The sequence below is a fragment of the Massilia putida genome (genome assembly GCF_001941825.1).
GTDB lineage: Bacteria > Pseudomonadota > Gammaproteobacteria > Burkholderiales > Burkholderiaceae_D > Telluria > Telluria putida.
This window is the reverse complement of sequence record NZ_CP019038.1, coordinates 1,372,377-1,399,197: the sequence shown is the minus strand read 5'-3', so window position 1 is coordinate 1,399,197 and position 26,821 is coordinate 1,372,377. Positions and strand designations below refer to the sequence as shown.

Sequence of the window (26,821 nt, the reverse complement as noted above, 5' to 3'; positions counted from 1 at the left end):
ACCATTGATGCTATGGAAAATATCGTTTTTGAAGCGCGGTCTAAAAATTTTGAAGAGCTAGCGGATCTGGCAAACGCACAGTGGATTTGTATCCGACAGTTAGCCGATAGGTACTCGGAAAAAAAAATTCCAGGCTCGACGAACATTTTTAAGGATCTAGAGTGGCGAGATGAGACAATACCTCAATCCGGTATCCGCTGGATGTCGGTTGATCCAGCCAACAAACGTCCTGCGTTTGTTCTACTTTTAAAAATTGCTATACTCAATTATATTGAGTTGAAACGGGTTAGCCTATCTACGGTAGCGGGTTATCTCAATATGTTGTTAGGCTTTTTAAAGCAGACTTTAGAGGAAAAATCCATCCTTCAAGGATGTGCCGGAGAATATTTAATTGGACTCAATGAAATCGGAACCGATGAGCTTGTTCCCTTAATCGATCAGAAGATCGTTTTACGTGCAGAAGTCAGAAGGTTGCCGACATGCCTGAATCTTCTGAAGGACTTGCCCCGGCATGCGGTGGACGGTTTATATTTTCTTCTGCCTACATTTGAATATCCATGGAAAGATACTTCATTTGAGAAATGGATTAACAAGCGTTATGCAAATTTAAAAGAGCCAGCTTTTGAAGTGAGGCCATATTTGGCTATGCCTCCACAAACCACCCAGCCCGTCATTGAACGGTCAATGTGGATAATCGAGGAATATTCCGAGTTGATATTAGCGGCTCATCGGGAAGCGGTGACCATGAGTTCGGAAAGCTATACTCCATATCTTCGATCTGAAGCTGGAATCAAGTTTGCCACATCGATAAAAAAACTTGCGTGCTCATCGCCGCGCAATCACGCGGGTTTCTCCAAAGAAGGGCCGCTGCCGTTCAAGATCTTTCTCTCGATGGTCAATTTGTTGAGGGCTGCGTGCGTTAATATTATTTTCTTAACTACTGGACTAAGAAACCTTGATCTCACCTTCGTCCGAACAGGCTGTTGTAGGCCTTCTGGTAGAGCCGACATGCTCTACTATGTCGACGCCTATGTGAATAAAACCGCCATACACCTCCGTCTGCCAGTTCCAGAGCAAACTAACCATGCTATTTCGATTCTAGAAAAATTGCGATGGAATGACGATAGTCCTTACGTTATAGCTCCTTTCGGGAAAAACTATAGGCGAATACAAGAACTAGATAAGGCAAGGGTTTGTAAATCCACGGTCAATCGATGGCTACGGAAATTCGCGCAATGGTTCGACATTCCCTTTGTCACGCCTTATGGTGACGATGATGAATACACCGCTCATTGTTACCGTGCTACAGTTGCCGGTTGGCTAGACTCCGCAAGTAGTCTGTCGATACTTTTGGTGAGGCGTTTGTTTGGTCACGGTAGCAACTTGATGCCTCTTGCCTACCTTCATCACAATCCTATTTTCCTTAAAGCCAGAAAAGATGCAATTGAGGAAGCTGCAAGCGCAATGGCCAAGAGAATGAGTAAAGCGGCGTCAACTGGCCGGCTCGCAGGTGGAAGAGGAGAAGAACTCATTAGGGGTTATGAATCTCATCGATCTGTTCAAAATGCGAATTCCGAATCAATGTCGGATTCAGAGCTATTGACGTCTTTTGAAGAACGCGTTAGAGAGCGAATTGTTAGCGGTTCAATGTTGGCAATGATGACGCCGTTCGGTGTTCTGTGTACGAGGAATCCCCATGACTCGTCTCCTCCACCATGTGCAATACGAACTGAGCGAGACAACATCAAGCAATATGCGATAGATCAAGAATTGTGGCGCTATATGCAAGCGGCACCAAACCCTGCGCAGTGCGTTGGTAAACGCTGTGAGCATGCGATGCTTGGCCCTTGGTCAACCGCTCTCCGAGATTCCTTTTATTGGTATATCGGATTTTTAGAATCGAGAGTCGGACAACCTCTTGCTACAGAGGAGTTGCGTATTCAAGCGCGAGCTTTTGTCAAACAATATGCCTCGGATATTGAAAAGATATTTCCAAGCGAATTGGTGGGTGAATGAAATGGAGTCTGATTTTGGCTCGAAAAGGAAACGTGACGCGAGAACTCATCAGGAACGACTCTTAGATATCCGACAGGCGTTCAAAGAGTGCAAGGAGCGCGCAAAGAGAATGAATAAAGTAAATGAATGTAGTATCACAAAAATAGCTGAGAAAGCATGCGTCGCTAAATCTTATCTTACTGGAAATAAGCCATTTGCCGAAAATGGTGTCGCAGAGGACTATCGAAAAATCGGTGTGGAAATCATTGCTTTTCGAGAAGAATTTCAAAATTGCAAGGCTGTTGTTCATGAGAATAGCGAAATTGCGGATTTGGAACAAGAACTAGATCGCGTAAAGTCATCAGTTCGACCAATTATTATGGAGTTGGAAACCGCCAAAAATGTATCGTCAAATTGGTTGCGAGAACTTGACGAAGCGCGTAAAACGATCTTGCTCTTGCAAGCCAAATTATCAGATCCGGTGTCGACTAAAGGACAAGGCTCAGGACAAGTCGTTGGAATTGATCGTGCGATAAGAACCGTAATCTGTCCCGACAAATATTTGTTTGGCAATGCGATTTACAGATTCAGTGACGAGGGCGCCCGCCATGATGCATGGCTGAAGTGTTACGACGAATTAGATGAGGCACTAAGCCGAGCGCATCCAAAGCGACTTTATGTATTAGTCGGACTGCCTTGTTCGGGCAAGTCGACCTGGGCTGCCAACGCCCAACTATACACTGATCGCCATTCAGTAATATTTGATGCGACAAACCTGACGCGATATGAACGTGAAAATCTAGTACAGTACGCTAAACGCGCCAAGGATGTAACAAAATGTTGCGTATTTTTTGATACACCAAATGAGATCGTAAAGGAACGGAACGCCAATCGTCACGCCTCTGGCAAGATGCTTAGTTATGAGGACTTAGATTTAATGTATAAAAAGTTGACGTTGCCGGATCCTTATAAGGAAACCTGGATCGACGAAATGATCGTTGTGCGAAACAAACACGCCTCGTCATAATCACAATGTAAGAACTTCTGCTATAGCGCGTTTCGCTGTTTGCGTGCGGAAGCAGGTTGGTGAAGAGGGCGGTCGCTCGGGCGCGGCAATTACTCGTCCGGGAATCTGCTTTGGTTTGATAAATAAAGCATCTGTTGGGCAAATGGAAATAGAACTGTATAAAGATCTTGACTCAGGCTTGCTTATTCCTTTTGTTGACGGAATTCTGCAAAGGGAGATGTGCGAGTTTTTGATATATCGCTTCTATTGGCCGTCGCGTATCTTGGTCGGGATGAAGACTGTGGACGTAAGTTCACTAAGAAATATAGCTTATGACATCAAGCAGTTCTTAGAGGCGCTGTTTGCAAATGGGTTTCATTTTACGTCAGTGACTTATGAGCAGGTAACGCGTCTACTTGATGCGCAGCAGAACGTTCACGGATGGGGTAATTCAACGTACAACACTAAATACCTTCGGATACGCGAGTTTTTCGAGTTTCTAACCATGAAAGGAATCTCTCATGCGGCGATCTTCCCGGAAAAGCGAGCAGCCACACGGGCCGGGCATCGTGATGAGGTTGGTGATGTCCATAGTAGGTACGTTCATCATTATGCCCAAGATGACGGACAGAAAAGAACTCCAATAGTTGATGATTACGTCGGTCGTGTAATTAGCATGGCGACTTACGGGGAACTATATCGTCGCCTAGCGAAAATTGACATTGTATATGCGGTACTAGCGCAAACAATGATGCAAACTTGCCTTCGGGTAAGTAATGCATGCCAATTGCCTCGATCGCGAGGAAAATTAAATCCGCATTGGATGTTATGGCCGGAAATGAGGGCCACTGACACGGAATTTCTTAAGTTTCACCATATCGCTAAAGGACGCAAGCCCGCTTGGTGTTATATTTGGCCAGAAACTGTTGAGGCTATTTACCGTGACTATATATCGAAATGTTTCGAGAGTCGCAAGAAACTATTTGACCAGAGTTATAGTGTTCGCAAAAATGCTAGTCTACGTCAGGGGCAGCTTGAGCTACCACAAGCGGGACAGTTACTCTGGCTTACGGAAAGCGGGGTTCCAGTAAAACCATACATGGTGGAAGAGGCATTTCGTCAGACAGGCTTAAAAGTTAAACCTCACTACCTACGCCATACCGGCGCGACGCATCTTTTATGGAACTATTGTCGACTAAAAGGAATTGAGTTAGATGAAAGAATGGCAGCCCAGTTTCAAACGTTTTTGCAGTTTCAGCTCGGGCATGTTTCCATTGAGACGACACGTCATTACATCAAAACCATTACTCGGAAGAGAGCGGAGATTGTAGTTCCTTTTGCATTGCCAGGGAATCGTCAGCAGATTGACGAAGGATTGCCGCCTGAAGCGGTTGAAGAGATAAAAATGCTCGATTTTTTTGCCGGAAAGTCTGAAACAATTTCAACTAATTCGGTTTCCAACTTCTTGGTGTAATATCGCTCATCTGTAGGCCACTGAATCTGACGAGCGAAGTTTTTCCTTTTTTTAAGGCTTTGTACTGATTTAATGAGAGTATCAAAACGACAACCCCCTAGTTAGGCAAAGAAACGAGTCGCATAGGGTAAAGCATGCAGTAGGCTCCTAGGATTAATTTGGCTAGCTAGCCTTGCTGGGATGGTGATGAATTATTCGCTTCTTTACTCAGGCCCAGTCTAAGCAACTCGGTGACGATTATTGGGCTTAGGTTAAGGCTTTCCACCTTCAAATCGCGAAGGAGTTGCCGTGAGGCTTCCGTTGTGAGAGGGCCTTCCTCAGGCGAAAGACGCTGGAGGGCGGACGCAGCTATTCGCGACAGGTCGAGTTCAACATAGGCTGTTGCGGCCTTTTATGAAATTCCGAGTTCCAGCGCCAGGGCAGAGTCGAACACCTTTAGTACTAGATCGGCGTTTCCCTGTTTGTCGTAGTGCCTGTAGCAGAAGGTCTCGACAGGCCTTCCCAAGCTGCAAACATTGGAAACGTACGATTTCTTCAATAAGGTCGAAGGCGTCTCGTATGAGAGCGTCTAGCGTTTTGGGCTTCGCAGGAGTCATGCCATCATTTAAAGCTTGCTCGGCTTTCTTACGCTCGCTCTTGCGCTGCCTTGAAATCCAACGACCTAACATCTCGAGGTAGGGGATGGCCTTCATCCAGTCCACGGCCAGCCTTCCTGCTAGCGCCCCAAACTTCCTTGATCCCCCATTCACCTGTTCTACGATTCGGCCAAACAGCGATTCATAGAAACCTGAAGGGGCGTCCTTCGGGTTCATAGGCAGCAACTCGGAAATCCTGCCTTCTTCGATCTTCTCGCGTAAGTTGTCGTAGAGACGCTTAAGACCAAATGGGTCTACGCGTGCTAAACGACTTTTTGCGTCATTCAGCGAGTCAGGAAGCTCGATTTTTCCGAGCTCGTGGCGAGCGCCCGCGCGACCTATCACGGCAAGACTTAGCTCTCTCGGCTTTCTGTAAACTTAGCGTGAAAGAGAGAACCATCGAGACGTGCGTACCCCTGGCCTGTGAGTAGCCATACTCGGGGACGACGCCGTTAGATCAGGCGCTGGCTGAATCGAGGTAGCCGAATTTAGCGTGAAAGAGAGAACCATCGAGACGTGCGTACCCCTGGCCTGTGAGTAGCCATACTCGGGGACGACGCCGTTAGATCAGGCGCTGGCTGAATCGAGGTAGCCGAATTTAGTCAGTGCCTTGATCCATCGGGGGCATTACGCTTGACCGCCATGGCTTCGTAACCGACCAGGCGGTCGCGGTAATGTTCGCGGCGCTGGAGCATGAAAAAGATGGTGCGGATGATGCTGTGGCCGATTGCAACGATGCTGCGCTTGTAACCTCGACGCGGCATCAAGGCATCAAATTTCGGTTTAAAGGCACAGTTTGAACGGCAGGCGGCATGTGCAAACTCGCAAAGCAGCCGACGCACGTAGGGATTGCCTTTGCGCGCTCGACCGGATTTACGCTTGCCCGCAGATTCGTGATTGCCCGGACAAATGCCGATCCACGATGCCAATCGGTCAGCGCTGCCAAATGAAGTCATGTCAGAGCCGATTTCGACAAGCAGCATGGCCGCGCCCATAAGGTCGATACCGGGTACCGTTTGCAGCAACGCCAACGCGTTGTGTTCAGGTTGGAGGCCATTGAGCAAACGGGCCTCGAAGCGCGCAAGGCGCGCTTCGATCTCCTCGATGTGCTGCATTATTTCGCCCAACGCAAACCGATGGCTATCGGTCAATTCCCCCTGTACCGCATCGTAGAGCACTTCTCTACTGGCGCGAAGGCGTTTGCTCGCTTGATCCAGAACTTCTTGAGGCGAACATCCTCTGATGATGGCTTTGACCAGGATCCGCGCGGACTGTCCGTGAAGATCGCTGACCACAACGCTCAGACGCACGCCGCCATCGGCCAGGATCTTGTGGAGTCGGTTTTTTTCACCCGTGAGCTGGCTGACCAGTTTTTGTCGCTGACGGGCGATCAGCCTCAGCTCCCTCAGGACAGCGGGTGGAATGAATGATCCACGTAGCAAACCGGCCCGTGACAGCATCGCCAGCCACTGCGCGTCGCCAATGTCGGTCTTGCGCCCTGGAACGTTTTTAACATGCCGCGCATTGACGACCTTGGCAAGAATGCCGACCGCTTCAAGCGCTGCATGAGGGCTCTTCCAATAGATGCCCGTGCTTTCCATGACCACTTCGTCTGGCTTGAGGGCCAACGCCCATTCAGCCAATTCTCGTCGATCACGCTTGAACCCACCGAACTGGCGCTGTTCGACCCGGGTTGATCCATCGGGCATTTCAATCAGCGCACAGGCCGTGATCTGCGCCTGATGGACATCCAGGCCAATCACGCTTTTATGGATCGTCACCAGTTCCATCGCCCCTCCCTTTGAGCTAGACTCAAAAATGGAAGGTGCGGGAGCCGAGACTGAAGATGCCTGATGGTGATAATTCGCCAACGGCCAATTTAGCGTACGCCCTTGCAGGTGCAATCCTGGGTGCGAGTCAGCTCGGCGGGTCACGTTGGGTACGGGGTGCGAGCCCGCCAAAGTTTAAGCACGACCTCTACCCGTCACCTTCCACCCTCAAGTCTCTTTCATCTGCAAGGGTGACGCTACCGTCATGATCGTTTGGTCAGGACAATGCGGTTTTGTTGTACCGGTGCACGCCATTGTTCGCGCAGCCGGTCTTGTATCTGCTCGAACACGCCCGCCCCAACCCAGCGCGCGAATGCTTTGTAGATTGCCTGCCAGAGCGGGAACGTCTCGGGTAAGAGCCGCCAGGCGCAGCTTGTACGTAGTCCGTACGAACATGCATTCACGAGCTCTCTCTCCGACTGTAGTGCACAGGCGTACCTTGTTGCCCCGGCGCAGGCTCGAACAAATCGGCGACCAGATCCCATTCCGCGTCCGTCAGATTGGTACTGTACGGTGACACGTCCTTGCGGCGATGGGCTGCCGTGTAGCCATAGCGCTTGGGCCCCTTGGCCGCGGTTGCAGCGTACGCCCGTCGTACCGGCTTGAGTCGTACGATGCCTTGAGCACGTAACGCGCGACGAATCGTCGCCGCACAGACGCGTGCGCCACAGCGGCGATGTAAGTCCTCAGCAATCTCTTGCAGACCAGCCCGGGCATGCTCTGTCACGATATCGTACAAAGCTGCGATATGGTCAGAGTTCGACGCTGGCGGCCTGTCGCCAGTGTGGACCGACGGGGTAGAGTCGTCGAGTGAACGTTTCGTCGCCATGGCATGCTCCTTCTACACCGCGATAGCATGCCACAGCTATGTTTATTGATTTCGTCTACACCCTGTTAGTCAAATTGCGTTTACACCAATTCCGATCGTAAAAGGCATGGTCTTGTTATCCTTAGCTCGTCTGACCACGCTTCCAGTGAAGAGAATAGCTGAGCACGAAATCGCGTAAAAATACTTGCTCCCGTGTCGGAAGGCCGCTGAGCGCCTCTGCTATTGATTCGATGAATAGGCTTGGGGTGTTCTCCTCTGCTACCAATGATCGCAGGTGCACCTGCAGGACCTCCGAGATATGCTGAAGTCGGTCGAGCGAGGGAAGTTGGGCGCCAATTTCGATGCGAGATAATGTTGCCGTTTCGATATCAATAGCCTCGGCTAGCTGCCCTTGTGTCATTCCGCGCTGGGTTCTCGCAGTCCTAATGTTGCGCCCCACCTGAGCGCCAAGAGCCGCTCCGCGGGGCGCTTTTGGCTTTCTTGGCATGCGTTTCCTCTTGAAAATCCGTCATGTTCAACTGCGCGCGGTTCGAAGAAAATGACATAAAATGCCTATTCACTTGATGTAAAATGATTTTCGGCTTAAAGTTCCAGGGTCTCGCTTAGTCTGAACCCGCGTTAGTGTCCGTCGCGATGGGGTTCACGTCGGCCTGTGTGCTTACTTAAGAGCCTGCATCAAGTTGAAGCGGACTGTAAAAAATGTTCGTCAATACGGAATGACCGGCCGAGCGTTCTCGCACTTACCTTGCGAGGTCAGGTATATATGATTCGACGGAATTTGAGTTTTGGCTTGTGGTATTTTTTTGAAAATTATCGCGAAGAGCTTCATGTGCCGATAGATGCGCTTTGGCCCAAGCGAAGTTTTTATTTGGCACTATTTTCGGCCTTGACAGTCGAGCTTACCGGTAACGCTGCAGCGCTTGAATTGATGAAATCGTCGGCACAGCAGGCCCTAATGTATTCCTAAGGTAACGATGAATTATGCTAAGGTAACGATGAATTATGTTAACGTCTACTAGCCATCTATTTTGCCGCTTGATTGCTCAAGCCAGTCATTCATTTTTTGACGTTTGAGGACGGAAAAGTGTTTTATGCCTATCAAAGCTCATATAGTTCTGAGCAAATCGATGTGTTGCGTGAGTTATTTGATCAACCAAGTATTAATATTTTTTCGTTTGTTGAAATACCATTTAACGGCCAGATTTTTCATGTTGACGTAGCGCCTGTTTCTATGGAAAGCCGCTGGCAACGTTTCATATTTGATTCGATAGAAAAAGTTTTTTTATTTGCTCAATCCGAAAATATAAAATTCTATAAGATATCATTGCAGTCGCGGAGGGTAGACGAGCGCGATTATAAAATAAGATCGGTTAAGCGAGTGTTCGTTGGCAATAGTCCGGACGGCAATATTGTTCACGTATTTGAGCTATCTGATGGGGCAATGGAACACAACGCATTAGACGAAGTCGATAAAGATAATTTGCGGAAGGTATCATTGGTATGGGCTGAGCCAGACTTCAAAATATGATATGCAGTTATGTGATGGGCGCGTTTACTGAATTGGAACGATAATGGTTGTCCTTGATACCTAGTTATTATTCGGCGATTGCCAAATTGTTGAAGAGTCCGGTTATTGTGGGCCGCCGGGATTTTATGTTGTTGGCGAAAATTTTAATACCGTGTCGTTTTTTATTCGTAAGAAGTTTTATTTTGCGTATTCAACCGAATTTGAAGCGGCCGCTCAAACAAGTTCGTAAATTTTCAGTTCATTGCTGATATTTGCCACGCAGCAGGACCTTTTCAAAGCACCAAAGTGAATTTCCGAAAATATTAAAAGTTTAATCAAATGCGCGAGATTGATGAGAATGAATTTTTGAAGGTCCCGGTGAGTTTTCCTCGCCCTGACTACCCGGCCACGATTCCTGGAACGCAGCCAAAACTAATAATGTCAAAGTACAAAGGAAAATTTTATGTGGCCGGCTGTACGCCACCTGAAATCTATGAACGTTGGACCATGTGCTTAGAATATGTGGCCGACTTGACGGGAAGGGCGCACGCTGCCAAGGAAGGAAAAATCGTAGGGCTGAGCGAAGAGAAAGTACTGGATCATTATCTCGACGCATTTTTTGAAGGCGGCCTGATATCGAAGGCTGAAGCGCAATGGATCAATGAGGAAGTGTTACGTCGTCTCAAGTAGAAATTTTCGATTTAGCTCTGCAAAACGATTTTTTAAATAATTAATTAACTATTTTGTAGAAATCTTAATTATGAGAGTTAGGTCGCGAAAAACGCAACTTTACAGCTACTCGTTTCATTACTCTGCGCCAAATGGTCAAAAAAAGCGTTTAAAAATGCTTGGGCTATTGAGTGAATGGCATGCTATTGAGCCCAGCATCGTTCGTGCGCTTGGTTGCGATAAAAGGTCTGCTTTAAATTGGTTTATTGCCCCAGCAATAGGCCTTGGTGGCAGACGCCCTGTGGATTTGGCAAAATCTGCAAACGTCCAGATTTTACTAGACTATCTAACTAGAGTAGAATTTGGTGTCTATACATGATATTAAGAGAATGAGGAAGAATCAATGAGTAATTACGGCATACTGGCGGCGCGCGAAAGGAGTATGTAATGATAGCGAAGGAATTTCCTAATACTTCGGGTCGTTGTATTGGTGGCGAGCACATTAGCCTAAGTGTGAATAATTATGCTGATTGCGATTGCTAGCAAGTTTGTAGGCTTTAAAGTTTTCGCAAATTTGGTGGCTTGCTCGTGAGGGCGATGCCTGAGGCGGTTATCGAAAATATGGTTCGCAGGCAGGCTGACGGATAGCATCTCATTTGCTTAGCTTGGAACTCACTTCCGTGAAAGCCATCAATATGGTGTTGAAAAGGAGGACGGCATCATGCTTGAAGATCGGATTGATCAGATGGCTACAGTCAAAAAGGTGTTCGATGATGGTGAATGGCTGACAGCAGAAGAGATCAACAAGCTACAAATTAGGCCCCCACGGAAAAAGTCATTTCCAGCGAGTGCTTGGAAGCGCCATGGGCGGATCTTCAGTGTCTTGTATAATGGAGAAGAATATTATCCTCGTTATCAATTCGACCCGATGTTTCAACCTTTGCCGGTCGTCAGGAATATCCTGAAGGCGTATGGCGAATGCGCGGATACCTGGTCAATCGCAACGTGGTTCCACTTTCCAAATGGCTGGATCACGAAAGAAACAGATAGCGAGGCCGTGTCTGTGGCCCCGAAAGATGCACTGGACCGGACCAATGACGTGATAAAAGCCGCGCGCAATCTAAAAGGGACATATGTGGCATGACTATGTGGAGCGACGAGGGCCTTTGGGTTGCCGCCAATGTGTAGCAACAGGGGCGTCGACTCTCCCGGGACCGGCATAGGCGGGTAGCTCAATTCGCGCAGGTAACGGCCAAGCTCTACCATGAGTTCGTTCGTGGCCGGCACGATCCGCACCTTGCTCCCCTTTCCGAGGATCTCGAGCCACCAGCGTTCCGTGCCGCCCTGGTCGCGCCGGCAAAAGAAATTGCCCATGCTGTTTTCGCAACCTCTGAGATATGCAGGCCGCAGACGTAACACAGCGTGATGAGCCAGCGCAGGCGGAAATAGTGCTCGCGTTCACGCGGGGTCTCGCGGGGCAGGGCATCGATTGTGGTCTTGACCTGTAGCCACAGGTCCTCGTCAAGATAGCGCTCAATGCGCGGGGCCTAGCGAGGCTTGCGATGGCGCGAGAGCGACAGCGGATTGCCAGCAAGGTAGCCTGCGTTGACAAGCCAGGCGAACGTCGAATTGAGGATCACGCCCGCCTGTCGTTGGCTTGCGGTAGAGAGTGGGCCAGCAAAGGGCCGCCAGCGGTTGTCGCTGCGGGGGTGCTTGCGCCCCTTGTCCGCCACCCACTTCTCGCGAGGCCCGGGTGATGCCAGGAAGCGCTGGTAGACCAGCCAATCCTCGTGGGTCAGCGAGGAAAGTGGCTTGCCGGCTTCCCATATCGACCACACCAGCAGGCGCTCGGCCTCCTTTCGATAGGCGTCGAATGTCGTCTTGGTACCGACGAAGTTCGCCAGCCATGCGCGCACAGCCTCGACGTCTGTGTTGGCTGCGATTTGTCGCGGCACGTTCCACTCGCGGTTCGTTCCACGTGAGCCATCGAGTTCATGAGGCACGTGCAGCGCTTCTATCGGAGCGACCTCGCGTTCGTGCTCCAGGGAGATAGGTAAATCAGGCATGGTCAGGGCGCGGTCTGTCGCCATCGAGCATGGCCTGTGTGCACTGCGCAGTAGAATTTAGCACGGCGCCGAGCATTGCCTCGCTCTACGAGTTCGTCACCGAAATCGGCACTGACACCTTGGCCACAGGCGGCTCGCCGAGGGCGAGGAAAGCCTGCTGCGCGGCTAGGCCTTTGTCAGCGTTGCGGATGCATTGCCCTGCCAAAGGCCTTTGCGTGTCACGGTCGACCGGTGCCGCTCTGGATCCGGACCTCCTGACGTACCTCGACGGGCTGGAGCGTCTGGTAGCGTTGCCTGATATTGTTATAGACGCCTGGTGTGTCTTCGGCCGAAATCGTCACCACCATGGCGTAGGGGAGCGGTGGCAGTGTTTCGTTATCGACGCTTTGTCCGTCTTCGCGGGCGCCGTAAGTGATATCGAACAAGGGGTCGTCTAGGGTGTCGGCGTTGAAGCGCTGCTCGTGCTTGAGCGTCGTTTCCCACTTCTGGTCGTCCATGCGCGCTTCGAGCTCGCTCGTGTACATTTTCGACGAGGAGAAGAACGTGGTCGTCTTTTTCTGCGATTTTTTCGGCCGCAGCATCACCGTCAAGCCGGCGCGGGTGTAGTTCACCGCATGTTCGGGGTCGGTGTGGCTCGCGAAGCACAGCGTGGCGCGTAGCGTCACGCTGCCATTCAGGGGCAGGGTCGGGAAGGGAATCAGGGCGCGGAGGTTTTGCCCCGCCTGCAAGGTGCCCTGGTAGATCACCCGTACTTCGTTGTCGTCGCAGGTCAGGACCTCATCGACACTCTGAGGGAAGCGGCCGTGCCCAACATGGCTCATCAGCATGGTTTTAGGTCGCGTCGCGTGGTGCGACATCAACGCCCGTACCGCGACGAGGCTGAGTGGCGAATTGAGGGACACCTTCACGCCAATGGCAGTGCGCAGGGTCGCGGGCGAGCTGAAGCTCGTGCCGCTCGTGTGGGCGTATTGCCCCGTGAGCGCGTTGTAGACGACAAACGGCTGCTTTTCCGATCCTCCGAAGCCGACACCGTCCGGCTTGACCATGCCCGGGCTCCGTCCTGGCCCGTGCGAGCTGTACGGGGAGCGGTCCCAGCCTAATTCGGTGACGTCGCACGCGCCCACCGCCAGGGCGTTGACCATGTCGGAAGGGGGTTGGACGCGCGATTCGGGCCATGCCTTTTCGCCGTCATTGCCTACCGCGACAGCGGCGAGGGTCTTCCCCGAGGCCAGGTGACTGTCGATCAAGGCAGTCCAGGGGTGGACTTCGTCATCGTTCATAGGCATGTACGGCCCGATGCTCAAGTTGACGAACTCCGGTTGCTCGCTTTTGAGGACGCTATCGATATGTTTAAGGACGTCGTACAGGTCTGCGTCGGGAATCCCGTCGGGCGTCGCCAACGCAGGACTGATGCAGCGGTAGTGGTGCACATTCGCGTAAGGGCGCGGGAAGGTCTCCGCCGCCTCATCGAGCGGCCCGAACAGGACTGAACTGGTCACGCCATTCCCGTGATGCAGGTAGGCTGCGGATGTCGACTCTGCACCCGGCATCACCGTCTCCTGAACCCAGGAACTCAGGTCGGAGTGACCGATCCCGCCGTCAAATACTGCCACCTTGAGCGAAGTGTCGATCGCCGGCAAGGCAGGCAAGGCAGGCGCAGCGATGCTCGAGGCGCGCATCTCCCTGCCGCCGATGCGTAGCGATGGCATCACCCGCACGGCGCGGACGAACTGGAAGGCGGACAAGCCATGCGCTTTCGCCGCCGGCAGGCGCACCGGCACAAAGGTCAGGCCAGAGACATTTAACGCACGCGCGATGTCAGCCACTCCGCCGAGCGATTCGGCGTAGCGGGCAAACGCCTTGACGATGTCGCCATCCTGTGCCGACGCATGGAGCACAACCTCAAGTGTTGGCTGGTTTAGGGTAGCCTCGTCAACGAAATTCTTGTCGGAGGCTGCAAATGGCTGCATCAGTTCAAAGCGGCAAAACGCCTTCTGGTGCGTTTGTGCGATCTTGGTCGAAAACAGCATGTCGGTCAGGCGTCGGAAGGCTTCATCCGGGCCCGCCACGTACAGCGCAGCCGTGAAGAGCGACTGACCGCTCTTCTGGCGGGTGCTGGCGACCTTGCGCGGCACGACATAGGCCGACCGGCTGCCGACGCAGCGCAGGCCGCTCGCCTTTAGTAGGCCGTTCGGGTGATGCGTCTTGGCCAGGAAGGCAGGGTGGAGGGTGAACTTGGCAACGGACTCGCCGCGCGGCTTGACGATGGCCGGTTGGGACTGCTGCGCCTCCATGAGCCTTCCGAGCTGCTTGCCGAGCGACTCTCGCTGCTCTGCGATGTGATACGGGTATTTCTTGTTACCCGAACCGCGATCGAGCTTGAACGGATGCGTCAGTGTTTCGCCATAGCCCAAGATGATGTTCGTTGCCGCCATTCCTGATTACTCCCCGAGGTAACGTTTGATGACACTGCTGACTGTTGGATGGGTCTTGCCCAGGCTTGTGGCAATTTCCCTGCGCGAGTGACCGGCCAGGTACATGAGCAACATCTCGCCCTCATGGGGCTTGGCCATATCTCCTTTACTTATTCGCAACCTAACGGCGTTCTTGACCAGTGTGGGCACGAGCTCGGCTTTCTCCAGCAGCGCGGTCTTGCGCGAAGCGTTCACGATCTGGCCGATACCGCTGAACGATTCCCCGTGTAGCAGCGCAGCCAAGTTCTTACGAACCTTCTCTTCCATGGCCAGGTCTGCAAGGTAGGTTTCGATAAGCTCAGCGGAGGGCGGCTCGAACTGGATGACGTGGTCGAACCGGCGCCAGACGGCGGGATCGAGCAATTCTCCATGGTTAGTGGCAGCGATCAGCAGGGCGTTGGCCGGCCAGTCGTCCAGCGCCTGCAGCAAGACGTTGACCAGTCGTTTCAATTCGCCCACATCACTGTCGTCGTCGCGGCGCTTGGCAATGGCGTCGAATTCATCGAGCAGCAGGACACACGGCCTGGACATGGCGTGATCGAACACTGCGCGCACATTGTTCCCGGTCTTGCCCAGGAAGCTGCTCATGACGGTTGCAAGATTAAGGGTAAGCAGGGGAAGTTTGAGTTCCTGGGCGAGCCAGTACGCGGCCAGGGTCTTGCCGACGCCAGGCTGGCCACAAAACAGCAGCATGCGCGCCGGAGCGAGTCCTTCCTGGATGAGCACGTCGAGGCTGCGCCATTCCTTGAGTACATCGTCGAGCACGTCCTGCACGGTACCGTTGAAGACCGGTCTTTTCGGCACGACGACCGGATAGACGGTCTCGACCAGCTCCATGCGCGAGTCCGCGTCGACAGGTGCCGGCACGAAGTCGCCTGCGCCGCGCATGACGTTCTCGGACGAGAGAAACTGTGCAATTTCCTGCGCCAGGGCTAGGTCTGTCTGTTTCAGCTTGGTCGCGAACCGGCCGACGGCGAGCGCGAAGGCGCTACGCGAGCCGGTCATGCCGGACTGCACAATATTAACGAGTTCTTTTCGCGGGAAGCTTTCCACTACAATCCTTTTGAAACAATAAGATAGCGTTACTGGTAAATTCTGTATGGTTGATTTTAACCGAACTTTACCACTTGAGCCACTCTTATTGCTGAGGACTTGGCGCAGTACAGGCCAAACGATGCGCTTACACTGCGCCCGTATTTTCCAGACATTATGGGAATAATGTCCTCTCGGCCGCACCGTTGATGCGAAGAGCGGCTTTAGCAATGCAGGGCGTTGAGTATGGGCAGGACCTTCGGTGATTTGTCGGGTTATCGCCCAAGGCCTGGACCAAAGAGGACCAAGGATCGCGTCCAAGGAGTTCGACGCCCAGTTCAGCTGATCGCCGTGGGGTAGCGGACGAATAGAACCTTCCTCTGACCTCAAGCCAAGACAGGCAAACGAGTCCGACACTCGGCGGAATACGTCGCAAACTGTCCTGCGTGTTAGGTTGGGTTTTGATATCGACGTCGTGACTGCGAGCTTTCGGGGTATCAACGAGTTCACGCTCGATCCGGCCTCCCTCGGCAGTTAGTTCGCCCACGACACGACACCGGGGTGCGCGACCGCAGCCCGGTGAAGAAAACGTGTGACTTCTCGACAGATTGAAGGAAGCGTTTCAGAAACTGTAAATAACGACACGCTACGCGTTCCGGGGCGTTATTAGCTAAAACTCGCGAGCAATTAGAATCAGCACAGCGGCGATGGCGGATCTACCGTCGCGGCTACCCGGATTGTCACTGTGCTGACGAATAGAACCCGAGCTGAAGACCCGTATTCCGCTTATTTAACTGCTGAAACGACGTAGTTCGATCCTTGCTGCGTGAACTCAACGTCCACTTTCTTTCCGACTGCGAGCTTGTCGAGCAAAGACTTGTCCTTGACGCCGAAAGTCATTGTCATTGCCGGCCAATTCAGGGACTTTACCTGGTCATGGGCGAGTGTCACCTTGCCATTGGTCGGGTCTACCGATTTCACCACGGCTGACGTCTTGTGTACTGTGTCTTCCTTGGAGGTACCCTGGACTTTGCTGTCGGCAGTGTTCTCCTTCATCATATCCTTACATCCCTCCATATTCATGCCTTTCATATTGTTCATGTCCATGCCTTTCATCTCCTTCATGTCCATGCAACCCTTTTTCATTTCCATACCCTTCATATCGCCTGTCTGACCGAAGGCGGTTCCCGAAATGGTCACTGCAGAAATAAAGGCCAGTTGGGCAAAACGTTTCATGAGAGTTCTCCTCAAGTGAATAAAAGTAAAGTCTTGAGTCCACGACGGGACGCCAAGTCGTTGTGGCTAAGTTAGCCGTTACGGGTTCATTAATGATCACTCTGCTGCTGTGACTTGTTCATCATTTCCATGCACGCCTTCATCATCCGTTCCTTTTCGGCTTGGTTATCCGGATGTTGCACGTTTCTCTGCTGCTCCTCCTGGGCGCGCTGAGCCTGTTCCTGTCGCATGCGCTCCGCCTTGACCTTGCGTCCATGCTCGATGATTTGCCAATCAGGACCTGCGAACGCCGGCAAAGCGGTAGCGAATGACGCTACGCTGAGTAAGGTGAAAAGAAATTTTTTCATGATTGACTCCTTTAACGACTGCAAAAAAGCGAACTCGGCCAAACCTTCCTGCGGCATGTTATAAGCCGTCTACGCTCCGGCCCGGCCAAAAGAGCCGGACCCTTGAGCCACCGTGCAGTGGCAACTCATGTAGTTTCATAGTTGGCCTCTTGGTGTACAGGTTTCCGCAAATTCTCCTTTCTTAACTGACGACGGCGCATCAACAGGTAGACAACCGGAACCACAAACATGGACAACAACGGCGCGGACAACATGCCGCCAACCATGGGCGCAGCAATACGTTGCATGATTTCCGAGCCGGTGCCGGACGCGATCATGATGGGAACAAGGCCTGCAATGATCACCGCCACGGTCATGGCCTTTGGCCGGACGCGCTGTACCGCCCCTTCCCGAATGGCGTCCAACAAATCGGCCTCGGATGACTTTCCGACAGTGACGCGAGCCTCCCAGGCCTGCTTCAGGTAGAGCAGCATGATCACCCCGAACTCGGCCGCGACGCCGGCAAGGGCAATGAAGCCGACCGCGCTGGCGACAGACAGGTGATGTCCGAGTATCCAGAGCAGCCAGATGCCGCCAGCCAGTGCGAACGGCAAGGTGGCCATGATCAGGATGGCTTCGTCAAAGCGCTTGAATGTCAGGTAGAGCAGGACAAAGATCACCAGGAGCGTCGCCGGTACGACAAGCTTGAGCTTCGCGCTGGCGCGTTCCAGGTATTCGAACTGACCGGACCAGGAAATCGAGTAGCCCGGCTGCAGCTTGACCTGCCTGGCGACAGCCTGCTGCATGTCCCGCACCACCGAGCTCATGTCGCGCCCCCGGATGTCGACGTACACCCAGCCGGACAGGCGTGCATTTTCGCTCCTGAGCATGGGCGGGCCGTCATTGATGCGGATCGCCGCTACATCTCCCAAGCGAATCTGTGCGCCGCGCGGCGTCAGGACCGGCAATTGACGGAGGTTTTCGACTGAGTCCCTGATCTCGCGCGGATAGCGGACATTGATCGGGAATCGCTGCAGGCCCTCGACGGTCTCGCCGATGTTGTCGCCCCCAATTGCCGCCGATACGACGCTCTGCACATCGGCGATATTCAAGCCGTAGCGCGCCGCCTGGTCACGGTTGATATTGACGTCGACATAACGTCCACCGTTGAGACGTTCGGCGAGTGCCGAAGACACGCCTGGCACTGTCTTGACGATCCGTTCAATCTCTCCGGCAACGCGGTCGATCTCCTGCAGGCTGGTACCGGCCACCTTGACGCCGACCGGACTCTTGATACCGGTGGCCAGCATGTCGATGCGGTTCCGGATAGGTGGCACCCAGATGTTGGAAAGCCCAGGCACCTTGACCACGCGGTCCAGTTCTTCCACCAGCTTATCCGTGGTCATCCCCGGCCGCCATTGATCCCTTGGCTTGAACTGGATCGTGGTTTCGAACATCTCGAGTGGAGCAGGATCGGTCGCCGTCTCGGCCCGTCCAGCCTTGCCGAAGACGCTTTGCACTTCCGGGACCGTCTTGATCAGGCGGTCCGTCTGCTGAAGCAGCTGCGACACCTTGCCCGCCGACAGCCCCGGTAGCGCCGAGGGCATGTACAGAAGGTCGCCTTCGTCGAGAGGCGGCATGAATTCTCCGCCGAGCCGGGTCATCGGCCAAACGGTGATGAGGGCAATCACGGCGGCAGCGGCCAGGGTCGACTTGGGAAAGCGCAGCACGCCATCGAGTAACGGCCGGTACAGGACGATCAGGAAGCGATTCAGTGGATTCTTCTGTTCATCGGGAATCCGCCCGCGGATCAGGTAACCCATCAGCACCGGGATCAAAGTCACGGCCAGCCCCGCGGCCGCTGCCATGGAATAGGTCTTGGTGAAGGCAAGCGGCGAGAACAGCCGTCCTTCCTGCGCTTCCAGCGTGAACACCGGAATGAACGACAGCACGATGATCAACAGCGAAAAGAACAGTGCCGGACCGACTTCGGCGGCGGCGTCCCCAATGACCCGCCAGCGCGCTTCTCCCTCGAGTCTTGCGCCGGGATGCGTGTGATTCCACGCCTCGATATGCTTGTGCGCGTTCTCGATCATGACGACGGCGGCGTCCACCATGGCGCCCACCGCGATCGCGATACCGCCGAGCGACATGATGTTCGCATTCACCCCCTGGTAATGCATGACGATGAAAGCGATCAGAATCCCGATCGGCAATGTCACAATCGCGACCAGCGCGGACCGCAGATGGAACAGGAAGATTGCGCACACCACCGCAACAACGATGAATTCCTCGACCAGCTTATCCCGCAGGTTGTCGACAGCCCGTTGGATGAGATTCGAGCGGTCATAGGTCGGGACGATCTCGACCCCTGCGGGCAAGCTCGACTTGAGCGACGTCAGCTTGGCTTTCACCGCATCGATGGTCTCCAGTGCATTCTTCCCTGAGCGCATGACGATGACGCCACCGGCCACTTCGCCTTCGCCATTCAGCTCAGAGATGCCGCGCCGCATTTCCGGCCCCAGCTGGATTCGCGCGACGTCACCCAGCAGCACGGGAACACCAGCCTGGGAGGTCATCAGTGGAATCTTGCGGAAGTCGTCGAGCGATTGCAGATAACCGCTTGCACGGACCATGTATTCAGCTTCGCCCAACTCGAGCACCGAACCGCCGGCCTCCTGGTTTGCCTTTTGTACGGCATCGATGATCACGTTATGCGGGATGTTGTAGGCTCGCAGCTTGTCAGGATCGAGGACAATCTGGTATTGACGAACCATGCCGCCAAGGCTCGCGACTTCCGACACATTGGGCACCGTCTTGAGTTCGTACTTGAGGAACCAGTCCTGGAAGGCGCGCAGCTGCGACAGGTCCATCCTGCCGCTGCGGTCGACCAGGGCATACTCGTACACCCAGCCAACGCCACTGGCGTCCGGCCCGAGCGCGGTCTTTGCCTGTGGTGGCAGGCGCGACTGGACCTGGTTCAAATATTCCAAGACGCGCGAGCGTGCCCAGTAAGGGTCGGTGCCGTCCTCGAACAGGATATAGACGAAGGAATCGCCAAAGAATGAATAGCCGCGCACCGTTTTCGCGCCGGGTACCGACAGCATCGTCGTCGTCAGCGGATAGGTGACCTGGTTCTCGACGATTTGCGGCGCCTGGCCAGGATAGGACGTGCGGATGATGACCTGCACGTCGGACAAGTCGGGCAATGCGTCCAGAGGCGTACGCTGCAGCGCGTAGATGCCCCAGGCCGTGATGCCGACTGTCGCAAGCAGCACCAGGAAGCGATTGAGGATCGACCAGCGAATGAGTTTGGCGATCATTTCCTGGTGTCTCCCATTCCACTCATGCCCTGCATCGCCGGGCCGGCAGGGGAAATGCTGGTGATCTGGAACGCTCCGTCCTTGGTCTGCTGGAATTCGAAGTTCACCGTGTCGCCGACCGCCAGATCTTTCGGCACACCTCCTGCCGGGACCTTGAAGCCCATTGTCATTGCCGGCCACTGCATGCTCGGGATCGGATCGTGCGAAAACGTGATTTCATCCTTGTTGATATTCTCCACCTTGCCATGGGCATGATGCGTCGTCGGCCCCGAGGTTTGCTTGGCGCCGCCCGCCGGCGCCGGACCGCTCAGCCGGTTCGTGGTGCCTCGCAGGCTGGCTTCGGAATCGATCAGGAACTGGCCTGAGACAACAACTTTTTGCCCGACGTCGAGACCTTTGAGGATTTCGGTCTGTCCATTGCTCTCGCGGCCGATCTGGACATCGACGGGCATGAATTTGCCCTGGCCTTGTTCAAGCATCACGACACTGCGCGTACCGGTCTGGATCACTGCTTCCGTCGGCACCGTCAAGGTCTCCGCGCTCGCCGCGGGCGTAAAGTTCACGGTCGCAAACATGCCCGGTACCAGTCGCTGTCCGGGATTGGCCAGTTCGACACGCGCTTTCAATGTGCGCGTTGCCGCCTCGACTTCAGGCAGGATCGCGCTGACCTTGCCCTTCAATACCGTGCCGGGCAGGGCAGGTGCACGGGCTTCCACCCGTGTGCCTGGGCGTACCTCGGCCGACGCGGCTTCAGGTAGCTCGGCGTTGACCCAGACCGTGCTGAGCCCATTGATCCGGAACATAGGCGCGCCCGATGCGATCGTCATCCCTTCACGGACTGTGAGTTCTCCGACCACGCCATTGATAGGCGAGCTGACGGTCAAGCGGGGCTGCACCTTGCCGCTGGACTCGACGCCACGGATTTGCGCATCCGTCATGCCCGCCAGGCGCATGCGCTGTCGCGCCCCTTCCGCCAGTCCGTCCGTCCCGGGACCGTTCATTTTCCTTGCGGTGAGGTATTCCTCCTGCGCCGCTACCCAGTCGGGCACATACAGTGCAGCCAGCGGCTGGCCTTTTTTTACCGGGTCGAGCGGTGCACGCACGAATAGCCGCTCGACGTAGCCGTTGCTACGTGCTTGCACCACGGCAACGTCACGCTCGTTGTACGCGACGTTGCCGACAGCTTCCACGTTGGCGGCAAACCTGGCTTTCGTGACTTCGGCGGTACGCACGCCCAGGTTTTGTTCGACGCGAGGACTGATGCTGATCTTGCCCTCGTCGCCAGCCTCATCCGCATACACGGGCACCAGTTCCATGTCCATGAACGGTGATTTGCCCGGCTTGTCGAATTTCTGGCCCGGGACCATCGGGTCGTGCCAGTAAAGTACCTTGCGTCCGCTGGATTGATTCACACCTGTTCCGTGGGTGGAGGACGCCGTTTGTGGAACGGTCGACATCCCCATCCCTCGATGCATGCCGAGCTTGTACACACCATACCCGCCGGCGCCCAGTGCAGCAGCCACCAGCAGGGCAATTGTTGCTTTTTTTGCATTCATTTAAAATCCTTGTTCGCCCGACTTTTCAGTGGCCGTAGCCGCCGTTTTGCGGAAAGAGAAAATTCAGTTGCGCCCACAGGCGGTCGGTTTCCTGCTCGAGTTGTAATGCCTGCAGGCGCACGTCGATTTCACTGCGCCGGGCGGCGATGACGTCCGCCAGCGTGGCTTTTCCGCCCCGGTAGGCGGCAGCGATCGCGGTTGTTCTCGAGTTGGCCAGAGGAGTCAGTTCTTTCTCAAACCGGGTTTGTCGCTGTCTGTCCGTATGCCACTCGTTTAACATGGCACGCACTTCGGCGACATGGGCACGCAGCATATCTTCGCGCTCGGCCCTCGCCTGTTCGACTTGAGCCAGCTTGGAAGACAGTTCGCGGTCCTGGCGGTTTTTCTGGTCCCACTGCAGCGGCACCGACAGGCCAACCGACACCATGTCCGAATACCCTGGGCCGCGTTGTTGCACTGCGACCTCAACGCTCCAGTCCGCTTTCTTGTTGGCTTTTGCAAGTTGGGCTTCTGCGACTGCGATGTCTTCCTGCCTTACGAGCACGGCAAGCTCCGGGTGGTGGTTAAGCTGGGTGTCGAGTGTGGCTTCGTCGAGGCGGATGGTATCGACCGCCGGCTTGGCGCCCAACGGCTGCTGCGCTGCGTCACCGATCCAGCGCGCCAGTGCGATCTTGGCGTTCCCGATGCGGCGGTCGATATCGCTGGCCTTGTCTTCCAAAGCCGCGAGTGCGCTGCGCGAACTGAAGATGTCAGCCTGGCTGCCGCGGCCGGCCCGATACGCGGACTCGGCCGCCTGGATTTCCAGCTTCGCCTGATCTATCTGTTCGGCTATTGCGGTCGACATGGCTTCGGCGTAGTAACGGTCCAGCCAGGCGAGGGCGGTTTCGCGTTCGACTGTCGCGGCCGTAGCCGCTTTCTCCGCAATGGATTTTTCCGCTTCGCGTTCAAAGCGTTCGGCACGCAGGCGACGTTTGTCAGAGCGCGTCAGCTCTTGCATCACGCCGATGCGTCGCATTGTCATGAAATCTCGCGTCAGGCTGAAGCGATCTTGCCCATTGATCGGCAGGTTATCGATACCGACCTTCAAAACCGGATCGGGGAGCTGACCGGCAGCGACTGACATCTCCCGTGACGATTGGGCTGCGTAGTCTTTTGCCGCTACCATTCGCGATCGCTCGACAGCGAGCTGTTGAGCGCCAGCCAGCGTCAATGGCGTTTCGGCGGCAAACGCACGGTTGCCAATGGCAACCACGACAACAAGCAAGATTGCGCGGAAAGACCGGGCAGCCGAATGATGCGCCAAGCGTGGCGCAATGAAACTTGGGGACAACATTGAACCTCCAGAATGCATTGAGTAACACCGCTCGCGCAAAGGCGCAGCGATGAGGAATCAAGCAAACTGGAAAATCAAATGCGGAAACAGCAGTTGCGAATGGCTATAGGCGGTGCCGTCGCATAGGTGAGGAAGGCGGGAATAGGCGAGCCGAGAGGCCGCTGGTAGGTCAATGTGATAAGGCTTATCGGAAGCCCGTATCCGACGGCCACGAAAGGCGACAGGGGGGGCGTCGCAGGCTTGTCGAGCGATTGCTTGTCTGTCTGGTGGGACGCATGGCACAGACTGGGCTGTTCCATATCCACGTCGTGACATGAGCTCATGTCAGCTGGCTTCGCCTGCATGGACGAGGTCAGCTGGTCGTCATGCCCCAGGTTGAATGCCGGGCACGCATATGCCGAGACGGCAAGCTGCATGAACAATATGCTAAACAGCAATATTGTTGCGGCTAACAGTCGGGATGTGCGCGGAATTCTCATAATTACAGTGAAGTTTAAAACCGCCACATATCTTTGTCAATTACGCAGACCTTAAATGAAGGCGCTACGTAGGCCTTGGACGCGCGATGGCTTCGTTCAGCGCAGCCATCCCACTGCCATCACCGCCGATAACACGCTATCGGGCGAAATTCCGAGAGCGAGGGTGCCGGCCGTGGCGATCGCTGCGGCCGCCGCGTAGCCGGCGCCGACCGGGATGCGGGCTGACTGCGGGGGGGCCTGCGACGTCGCCTCCATGAACATGTCGGCCACGACGAGCGCATAGTAATACAGCCCGACCGCCATATTAATTGCGCCAGCGATGGCGAGCCACGCCATGCCGCCGTCGATGGCTTGCGTCAGCAGCAGTATCTTGCCGGCAAAACCGGCGAGCGGTGGGATACCGGCAAGCGACAGCAAGGCCAGCGTCAGCACGGCGGCCAGCCAGGGAGCGCGACGTGCCAGTCCGCGTACGACGTCGCGCGCGTCGCTTCCGGTGTGGCGCTCCAGCACGCCGATGACCGCGAATGCGCCCAGGTTCATCGCCAGGTAGGTCAGCAGGTAAAAGCTTGCCGCCGGCACTCCTCCCGGGCTGCGGTTTGCCACCGCCACGCCGATCAGCACATAGCCTGCCTGGGCGATGCTGGAGTAGGCCAGGAGCCGTTTCAGGCTTTGCTGGCGCAGCGCCGCAAGATTGCCGAGCGTCATGGTACCTACTGCGAGCACGCCGATCAGCGGCGACCACTGTGGAGCATAGGCCGGCAAAGCCTCCAGCAGGAAACGCAGTAGCGCGGCGAAGGCGGCAATCTTCGGCACCACCGAGATAAAGCCGGTGGCCGGCGCGCTGGCGCCCTGGTAGACGTCGGGTGCCCAGAACTGGAACGGCACCAAGGTGATCTCGAACCCATAGCCGACCAGCACAATGCCCGCAGCCACCAGAAGCCACACCGGATCCGCGCGATGGAGGCCGCGCGCGATACCGGGCAGGTCGAGGCTGCCGGTCAAGCCATACAGGAAGGTCATGCCATACGACATGATCGCCAGCGCGGCGCTGGCGTAGATAAAATACTTGAGGGTGGCTTCCTGCGCCTTGAGGTCGGTGCGCATCAGCAGCGCCAGCAGATAGGAGGCTATGCTGAGTATTTCAAGAAACAGCACGATCAGCGCCAGGTCCAGGCCGGAAACCAGGCCTAGCCCGCCGACCGTCGCAAACAGCAGTGGCATCGCGACCTGTGCCTGCGCGCGCCGCCCGCGAAAATGGGACGCCAGCATCAGCAGCGATAGCAAGGCTGCGGCTTCGATCAGGAGCTTGTAGAGTACAGCAAAGCGGTCCACGGCCCAGGTGCCGCAAAATGCCGCGGCGGCCGGGTAGTTCCACGTGCGCGCGGTGAGCACCATGCTGGCTACCAGCCCGGCCCCCGCGACGAGCGCCGGCAAACCGCGCCAGCGACCACGCGCGAAGCCGGCCACTGGCACCAGTGCCAGCGTAAGCGCAGCCAGCAGCATTTCCGGGACCACGGCCCACAGGTCCATGCAGCCGGCGCTTGGCATCGGCAGGCGCATCAGGAGCCCGCCAAGGCGGAGGACGCGGCCGCGATCATTGGCATGATCGTGCCGGGCAGCACGCCGATCAGTACCGACAGGGCCGCCAGCGTACCGGCGCTCCACGACTCGTGCATGGACATTGGGGGCAGATCCGGCATTGCTTCCGGCGGTTTGCCCAATAACAGCCTGCCGAGCATGTGCAGGTAGAGGCCGGTGGTGATGACCAGGCCCAGCACGGCGATGGCGCCGATCCACATACTTATTAGCAGGGTGGCGCCGATCACCTGGAACTCGGCGATGAATCCTGACAGCCCCGGCAGGCCTAGCGAGCCGAACGACAGTACGGCAAACAGCCCGGCGTAGCCCGGCAAGCGACCCAGAAGGTCGCCGAAGCGGTCGATGTCGCGGGTGCCGGCGCGATGCTGAAGCATGCCTATCATTAAGAACATTGCCCCGGTCAGCAGGCCGTGACTGACCATCTGGACCGCGGCCCCATTCACGGCGAGGTGCGCCAGGTCGGGGTTGCCGCCGACTATGCCGAGCCCTGCGACCGGCAATGCCAGCAGCACGAAGGCCATGTGGTTGACCGAGGTGTAGGCTACCAGCCGCTTGAGGTCGCGCTGGCCCAGCGCGGCGAGCGAGCCGTACAGAAGCGAGACCAGCGCCAGCGGAATGACGAGCCAGGCAAAGCGCGCCACCGTACCCGGCATTGTCGGCAACAGAATTGCCAGCATGCCATATCCCCCCATCTTCAGTTGAAGGCCCGCGAGCACGACGCTGCCCTCGGTGGGCGCCTCGACGTGGGCGTCGGGCAGCCAGTTATGTAGCGGGAAGGCCGGCAGCTTGACCCCGAAGCCAAATAGCAGAGCGAAAAAGACAGCCGCTGCCGCACCCGGTGAGCTGGCCAAGGGCCGGGCCGCGATGATCGCCGGCAGGGAAAAGGTATGCGGCGTCATCGATAAATACAGCGCCAGAAAGCCAAGCAGCATCGCCAGGCTACCCGCACGGGTATATAGGAAAAATTTCATGGCGGCGTAGGACCGGCGTTCGCCGCCCCAGATGCCGATAATGAAATACATCGGCACCAGGCCGATCTCGAAGAACAGGTAGAACAGCAGCAGGTCGCGTGAAGCGAACACCCCCATCAGGCCGGTCCCCAGCAGCAGGAACAGGAAGGCGTGCAGGCGTGTCCGTTCGCCGTGTTCAGGAAGGACGTACACCATCACGGCAACAAGGAGCACTGCCGTGAGCATCAGCAACGCGAGGGAAATACCGTCCAGTGCAACATCGTAGCTGGCGCCGATGCTCGGGATCCAGGGCAACGTCTCGCGCCACTGCAGGCTCTTCGTCGCGGGATCGAAGCCGGACCACAGCAGCACCGCCAGCACCAGGGTCGCAAGCGCTCCTGCCAGCGCGAGGCGGCGTACCAGCGATGGACGCAAGCCGGGCAGCACCAGCAGCACCAGGCCGCTGAACAAGGGAAGAAAGATGGTGAGACTGAGCATGGTAC

The 26,821-nt window shown here is 55.5% G+C and carries 21 protein-coding genes and 1 pseudogene; 7 read left to right on the top strand and 15 right to left on the bottom strand.

Going from position 1 to position 26,821, the window contains the following annotated elements; all coding sequences use genetic code 11:
- Positions 1–12: 12 nt before the first annotated feature.
- The 3 genes from BVG12_RS33950 to BVG12_RS08495 all read left to right on the top strand — a co-directional run bounded on the left by BVG12_RS33950 (position 13) and on the right by BVG12_RS08495 (position 4,475).
- A complete protein-coding gene (locus BVG12_RS33950; protein WP_156895587.1) occupies positions 13–2,016 on the top strand; it encodes a hypothetical protein in 2,004 nt (667 codons plus the stop codon).
- A 109-nt stretch (positions 2,017–2,125) separates the two neighbouring features.
- Positions 2,126–3,022, top strand: a complete 897-nt coding sequence (locus BVG12_RS33465; RefSeq protein WP_162600522.1) for an AAA family ATPase — start codon at positions 2,126–2,128, stop codon at positions 3,020–3,022.
- Positions 2,994–4,475, top strand: coding sequence for a site-specific integrase (locus tag BVG12_RS08495; protein WP_156895585.1), 1,482 nt, complete (start codon positions 2,994–2,996; stop codon positions 4,473–4,475). The genes BVG12_RS33465 and BVG12_RS08495 overlap by 29 nt, the downstream gene beginning before the upstream one ends.
- Before the next feature lie 1,202 nt (positions 4,476–5,677).
- Here the strand turns inward: BVG12_RS08495 and BVG12_RS08490 are convergent.
- From BVG12_RS08490 to BVG12_RS35810, 4 genes and pseudogenes are all read right to left on the bottom strand, one after another.
- Positions 5,678–6,900, bottom strand: a pseudogene (locus tag BVG12_RS08490) (IS110 family RNA-guided transposase).
- A 242-nt stretch (positions 6,901–7,142) separates the two neighbouring features.
- A complete protein-coding gene (locus BVG12_RS35815; RefSeq protein WP_082439655.1) occupies positions 7,143–7,424 on the bottom strand; it encodes a transposase in 282 nt (93 codons plus the stop codon).
- Entirely contained in the window at positions 7,340–7,768 is a 429-nt protein-coding gene (locus BVG12_RS08480; protein ID WP_075792007.1) for a COG3415 family protein, read from the bottom strand. The genes BVG12_RS35815 and BVG12_RS08480 overlap by 85 nt, the downstream gene beginning before the upstream one ends.
- Before the next feature lie 121 nt (positions 7,769–7,889).
- On the bottom strand, positions 7,890–8,255 hold the full coding sequence (locus BVG12_RS35810; protein ID WP_075792006.1) for a helix-turn-helix domain-containing protein: 366 nt from the start codon (positions 8,253–8,255) through the stop codon (positions 7,890–7,892).
- A gap of 597 nt (positions 8,256–8,852) precedes the next feature.
- On the opposite strand from BVG12_RS35810, the gene BVG12_RS33945 reads away from it, so the two are divergent.
- The 4 genes from BVG12_RS33945 to BVG12_RS34520 all read left to right on the top strand — a co-directional run bounded on the left by BVG12_RS33945 (position 8,853) and on the right by BVG12_RS34520 (position 11,088).
- Positions 8,853–9,296, top strand: coding sequence for a hypothetical protein (locus tag BVG12_RS33945; RefSeq protein WP_156895584.1), 444 nt, complete (start codon positions 8,853–8,855; stop codon positions 9,294–9,296).
- Between the two features lie 318 nt (positions 9,297–9,614).
- Positions 9,615–9,965 (top strand): hypothetical protein, encoded by a 351-nt coding sequence (locus BVG12_RS33940; RefSeq protein WP_156895583.1) that lies wholly within the window; start codon positions 9,615–9,617, stop codon positions 9,963–9,965.
- A 70-nt stretch (positions 9,966–10,035) separates the two neighbouring features.
- The gene (locus tag BVG12_RS35805) at positions 10,036–10,323 is read left to right on the top strand and encodes an antitoxin Xre/MbcA/ParS toxin-binding domain-containing protein (protein ID WP_082439654.1); all 288 of its coding nucleotides are present in this window, start codon (positions 10,036–10,038) and stop codon (positions 10,321–10,323) included.
- 342 nt (positions 10,324–10,665) lie between these two features.
- On the top strand, positions 10,666–11,088 hold the full coding sequence (locus BVG12_RS34520) for a hypothetical protein (protein WP_162600504.1): 423 nt from the start codon (positions 10,666–10,668) through the stop codon (positions 11,086–11,088).
- A 403-nt stretch (positions 11,089–11,491) separates the two neighbouring features.
- On the opposite strand, the gene BVG12_RS35800 is transcribed toward BVG12_RS34520, so the two are convergent.
- From BVG12_RS35800 to BVG12_RS08410, 11 genes are all read right to left on the bottom strand, one after another.
- Positions 11,492–12,034 carry a site-specific integrase gene (locus BVG12_RS35800; RefSeq protein WP_052234474.1) on the bottom strand — a complete coding sequence of 181 codons (543 nt, stop codon included), beginning with the start codon at positions 12,032–12,034 and terminating at the stop codon, positions 11,492–11,494.
- Positions 12,035–12,228: 194 nt separating this feature from the next.
- Positions 12,229–14,445, bottom strand: a complete 2,217-nt coding sequence (locus BVG12_RS08455) for a S8 family peptidase (protein ID WP_075792004.1) — start codon at positions 14,443–14,445, stop codon at positions 12,229–12,231.
- A 6-nt stretch (positions 14,446–14,451) separates the two neighbouring features.
- A complete protein-coding gene (locus BVG12_RS08450; protein WP_082439653.1) occupies positions 14,452–15,537 on the bottom strand; it encodes an AAA family ATPase in 1,086 nt (361 codons plus the stop codon).
- Between the two features lie 765 nt (positions 15,538–16,302).
- A complete protein-coding gene (locus BVG12_RS08445; protein ID WP_047826635.1) occupies positions 16,303–16,752 on the bottom strand; it encodes a copper-binding protein in 450 nt (149 codons plus the stop codon).
- Positions 16,753–16,841: 89 nt separating this feature from the next.
- On the bottom strand, positions 16,842–17,099 hold the full coding sequence (locus tag BVG12_RS08440) for a hypothetical protein (RefSeq protein WP_156328275.1): 258 nt from the start codon (positions 17,097–17,099) through the stop codon (positions 16,842–16,844).
- A 125-nt stretch (positions 17,100–17,224) separates the two neighbouring features.
- Positions 17,225–20,401: an efflux RND transporter permease subunit gene (locus BVG12_RS08435; RefSeq protein WP_047826637.1), complete on the bottom strand. Its 3,177-nt coding sequence runs from the start codon at positions 20,399–20,401 to the stop codon at positions 17,225–17,227.
- On the bottom strand, positions 20,398–21,957 hold the full coding sequence (locus BVG12_RS08430; RefSeq protein WP_047826638.1) for an efflux RND transporter periplasmic adaptor subunit: 1,560 nt from the start codon (positions 21,955–21,957) through the stop codon (positions 20,398–20,400). The genes BVG12_RS08435 and BVG12_RS08430 overlap by 4 nt, the downstream gene beginning before the upstream one ends.
- A 25-nt stretch (positions 21,958–21,982) precedes the next feature.
- Positions 21,983–23,290, bottom strand: a complete 1,308-nt coding sequence (locus BVG12_RS08425) for a TolC family protein (protein ID WP_083684784.1) — start codon at positions 23,288–23,290, stop codon at positions 21,983–21,985.
- A 74-nt stretch (positions 23,291–23,364) separates the two neighbouring features.
- Positions 23,365–23,706 (bottom strand): hypothetical protein, encoded by a 342-nt coding sequence (locus BVG12_RS08420; protein ID WP_156328276.1) that lies wholly within the window; start codon positions 23,704–23,706, stop codon positions 23,365–23,367.
- Between the two features lie 159 nt (positions 23,707–23,865).
- Positions 23,866–25,329, bottom strand: a complete 1,464-nt coding sequence (locus BVG12_RS08415; protein ID WP_197416513.1) for an NADH-quinone oxidoreductase subunit N — start codon at positions 25,327–25,329, stop codon at positions 23,866–23,868.
- On the bottom strand, positions 25,329–26,816 hold the full coding sequence (locus BVG12_RS08410) for a complex I subunit 4 family protein (protein WP_047826640.1): 1,488 nt from the start codon (positions 26,814–26,816) through the stop codon (positions 25,329–25,331). Before BVG12_RS08410 ends, BVG12_RS08415 begins: the two co-directional genes overlap by 1 nt.
- Positions 26,817–26,821 lie beyond the last annotated feature (5 nt).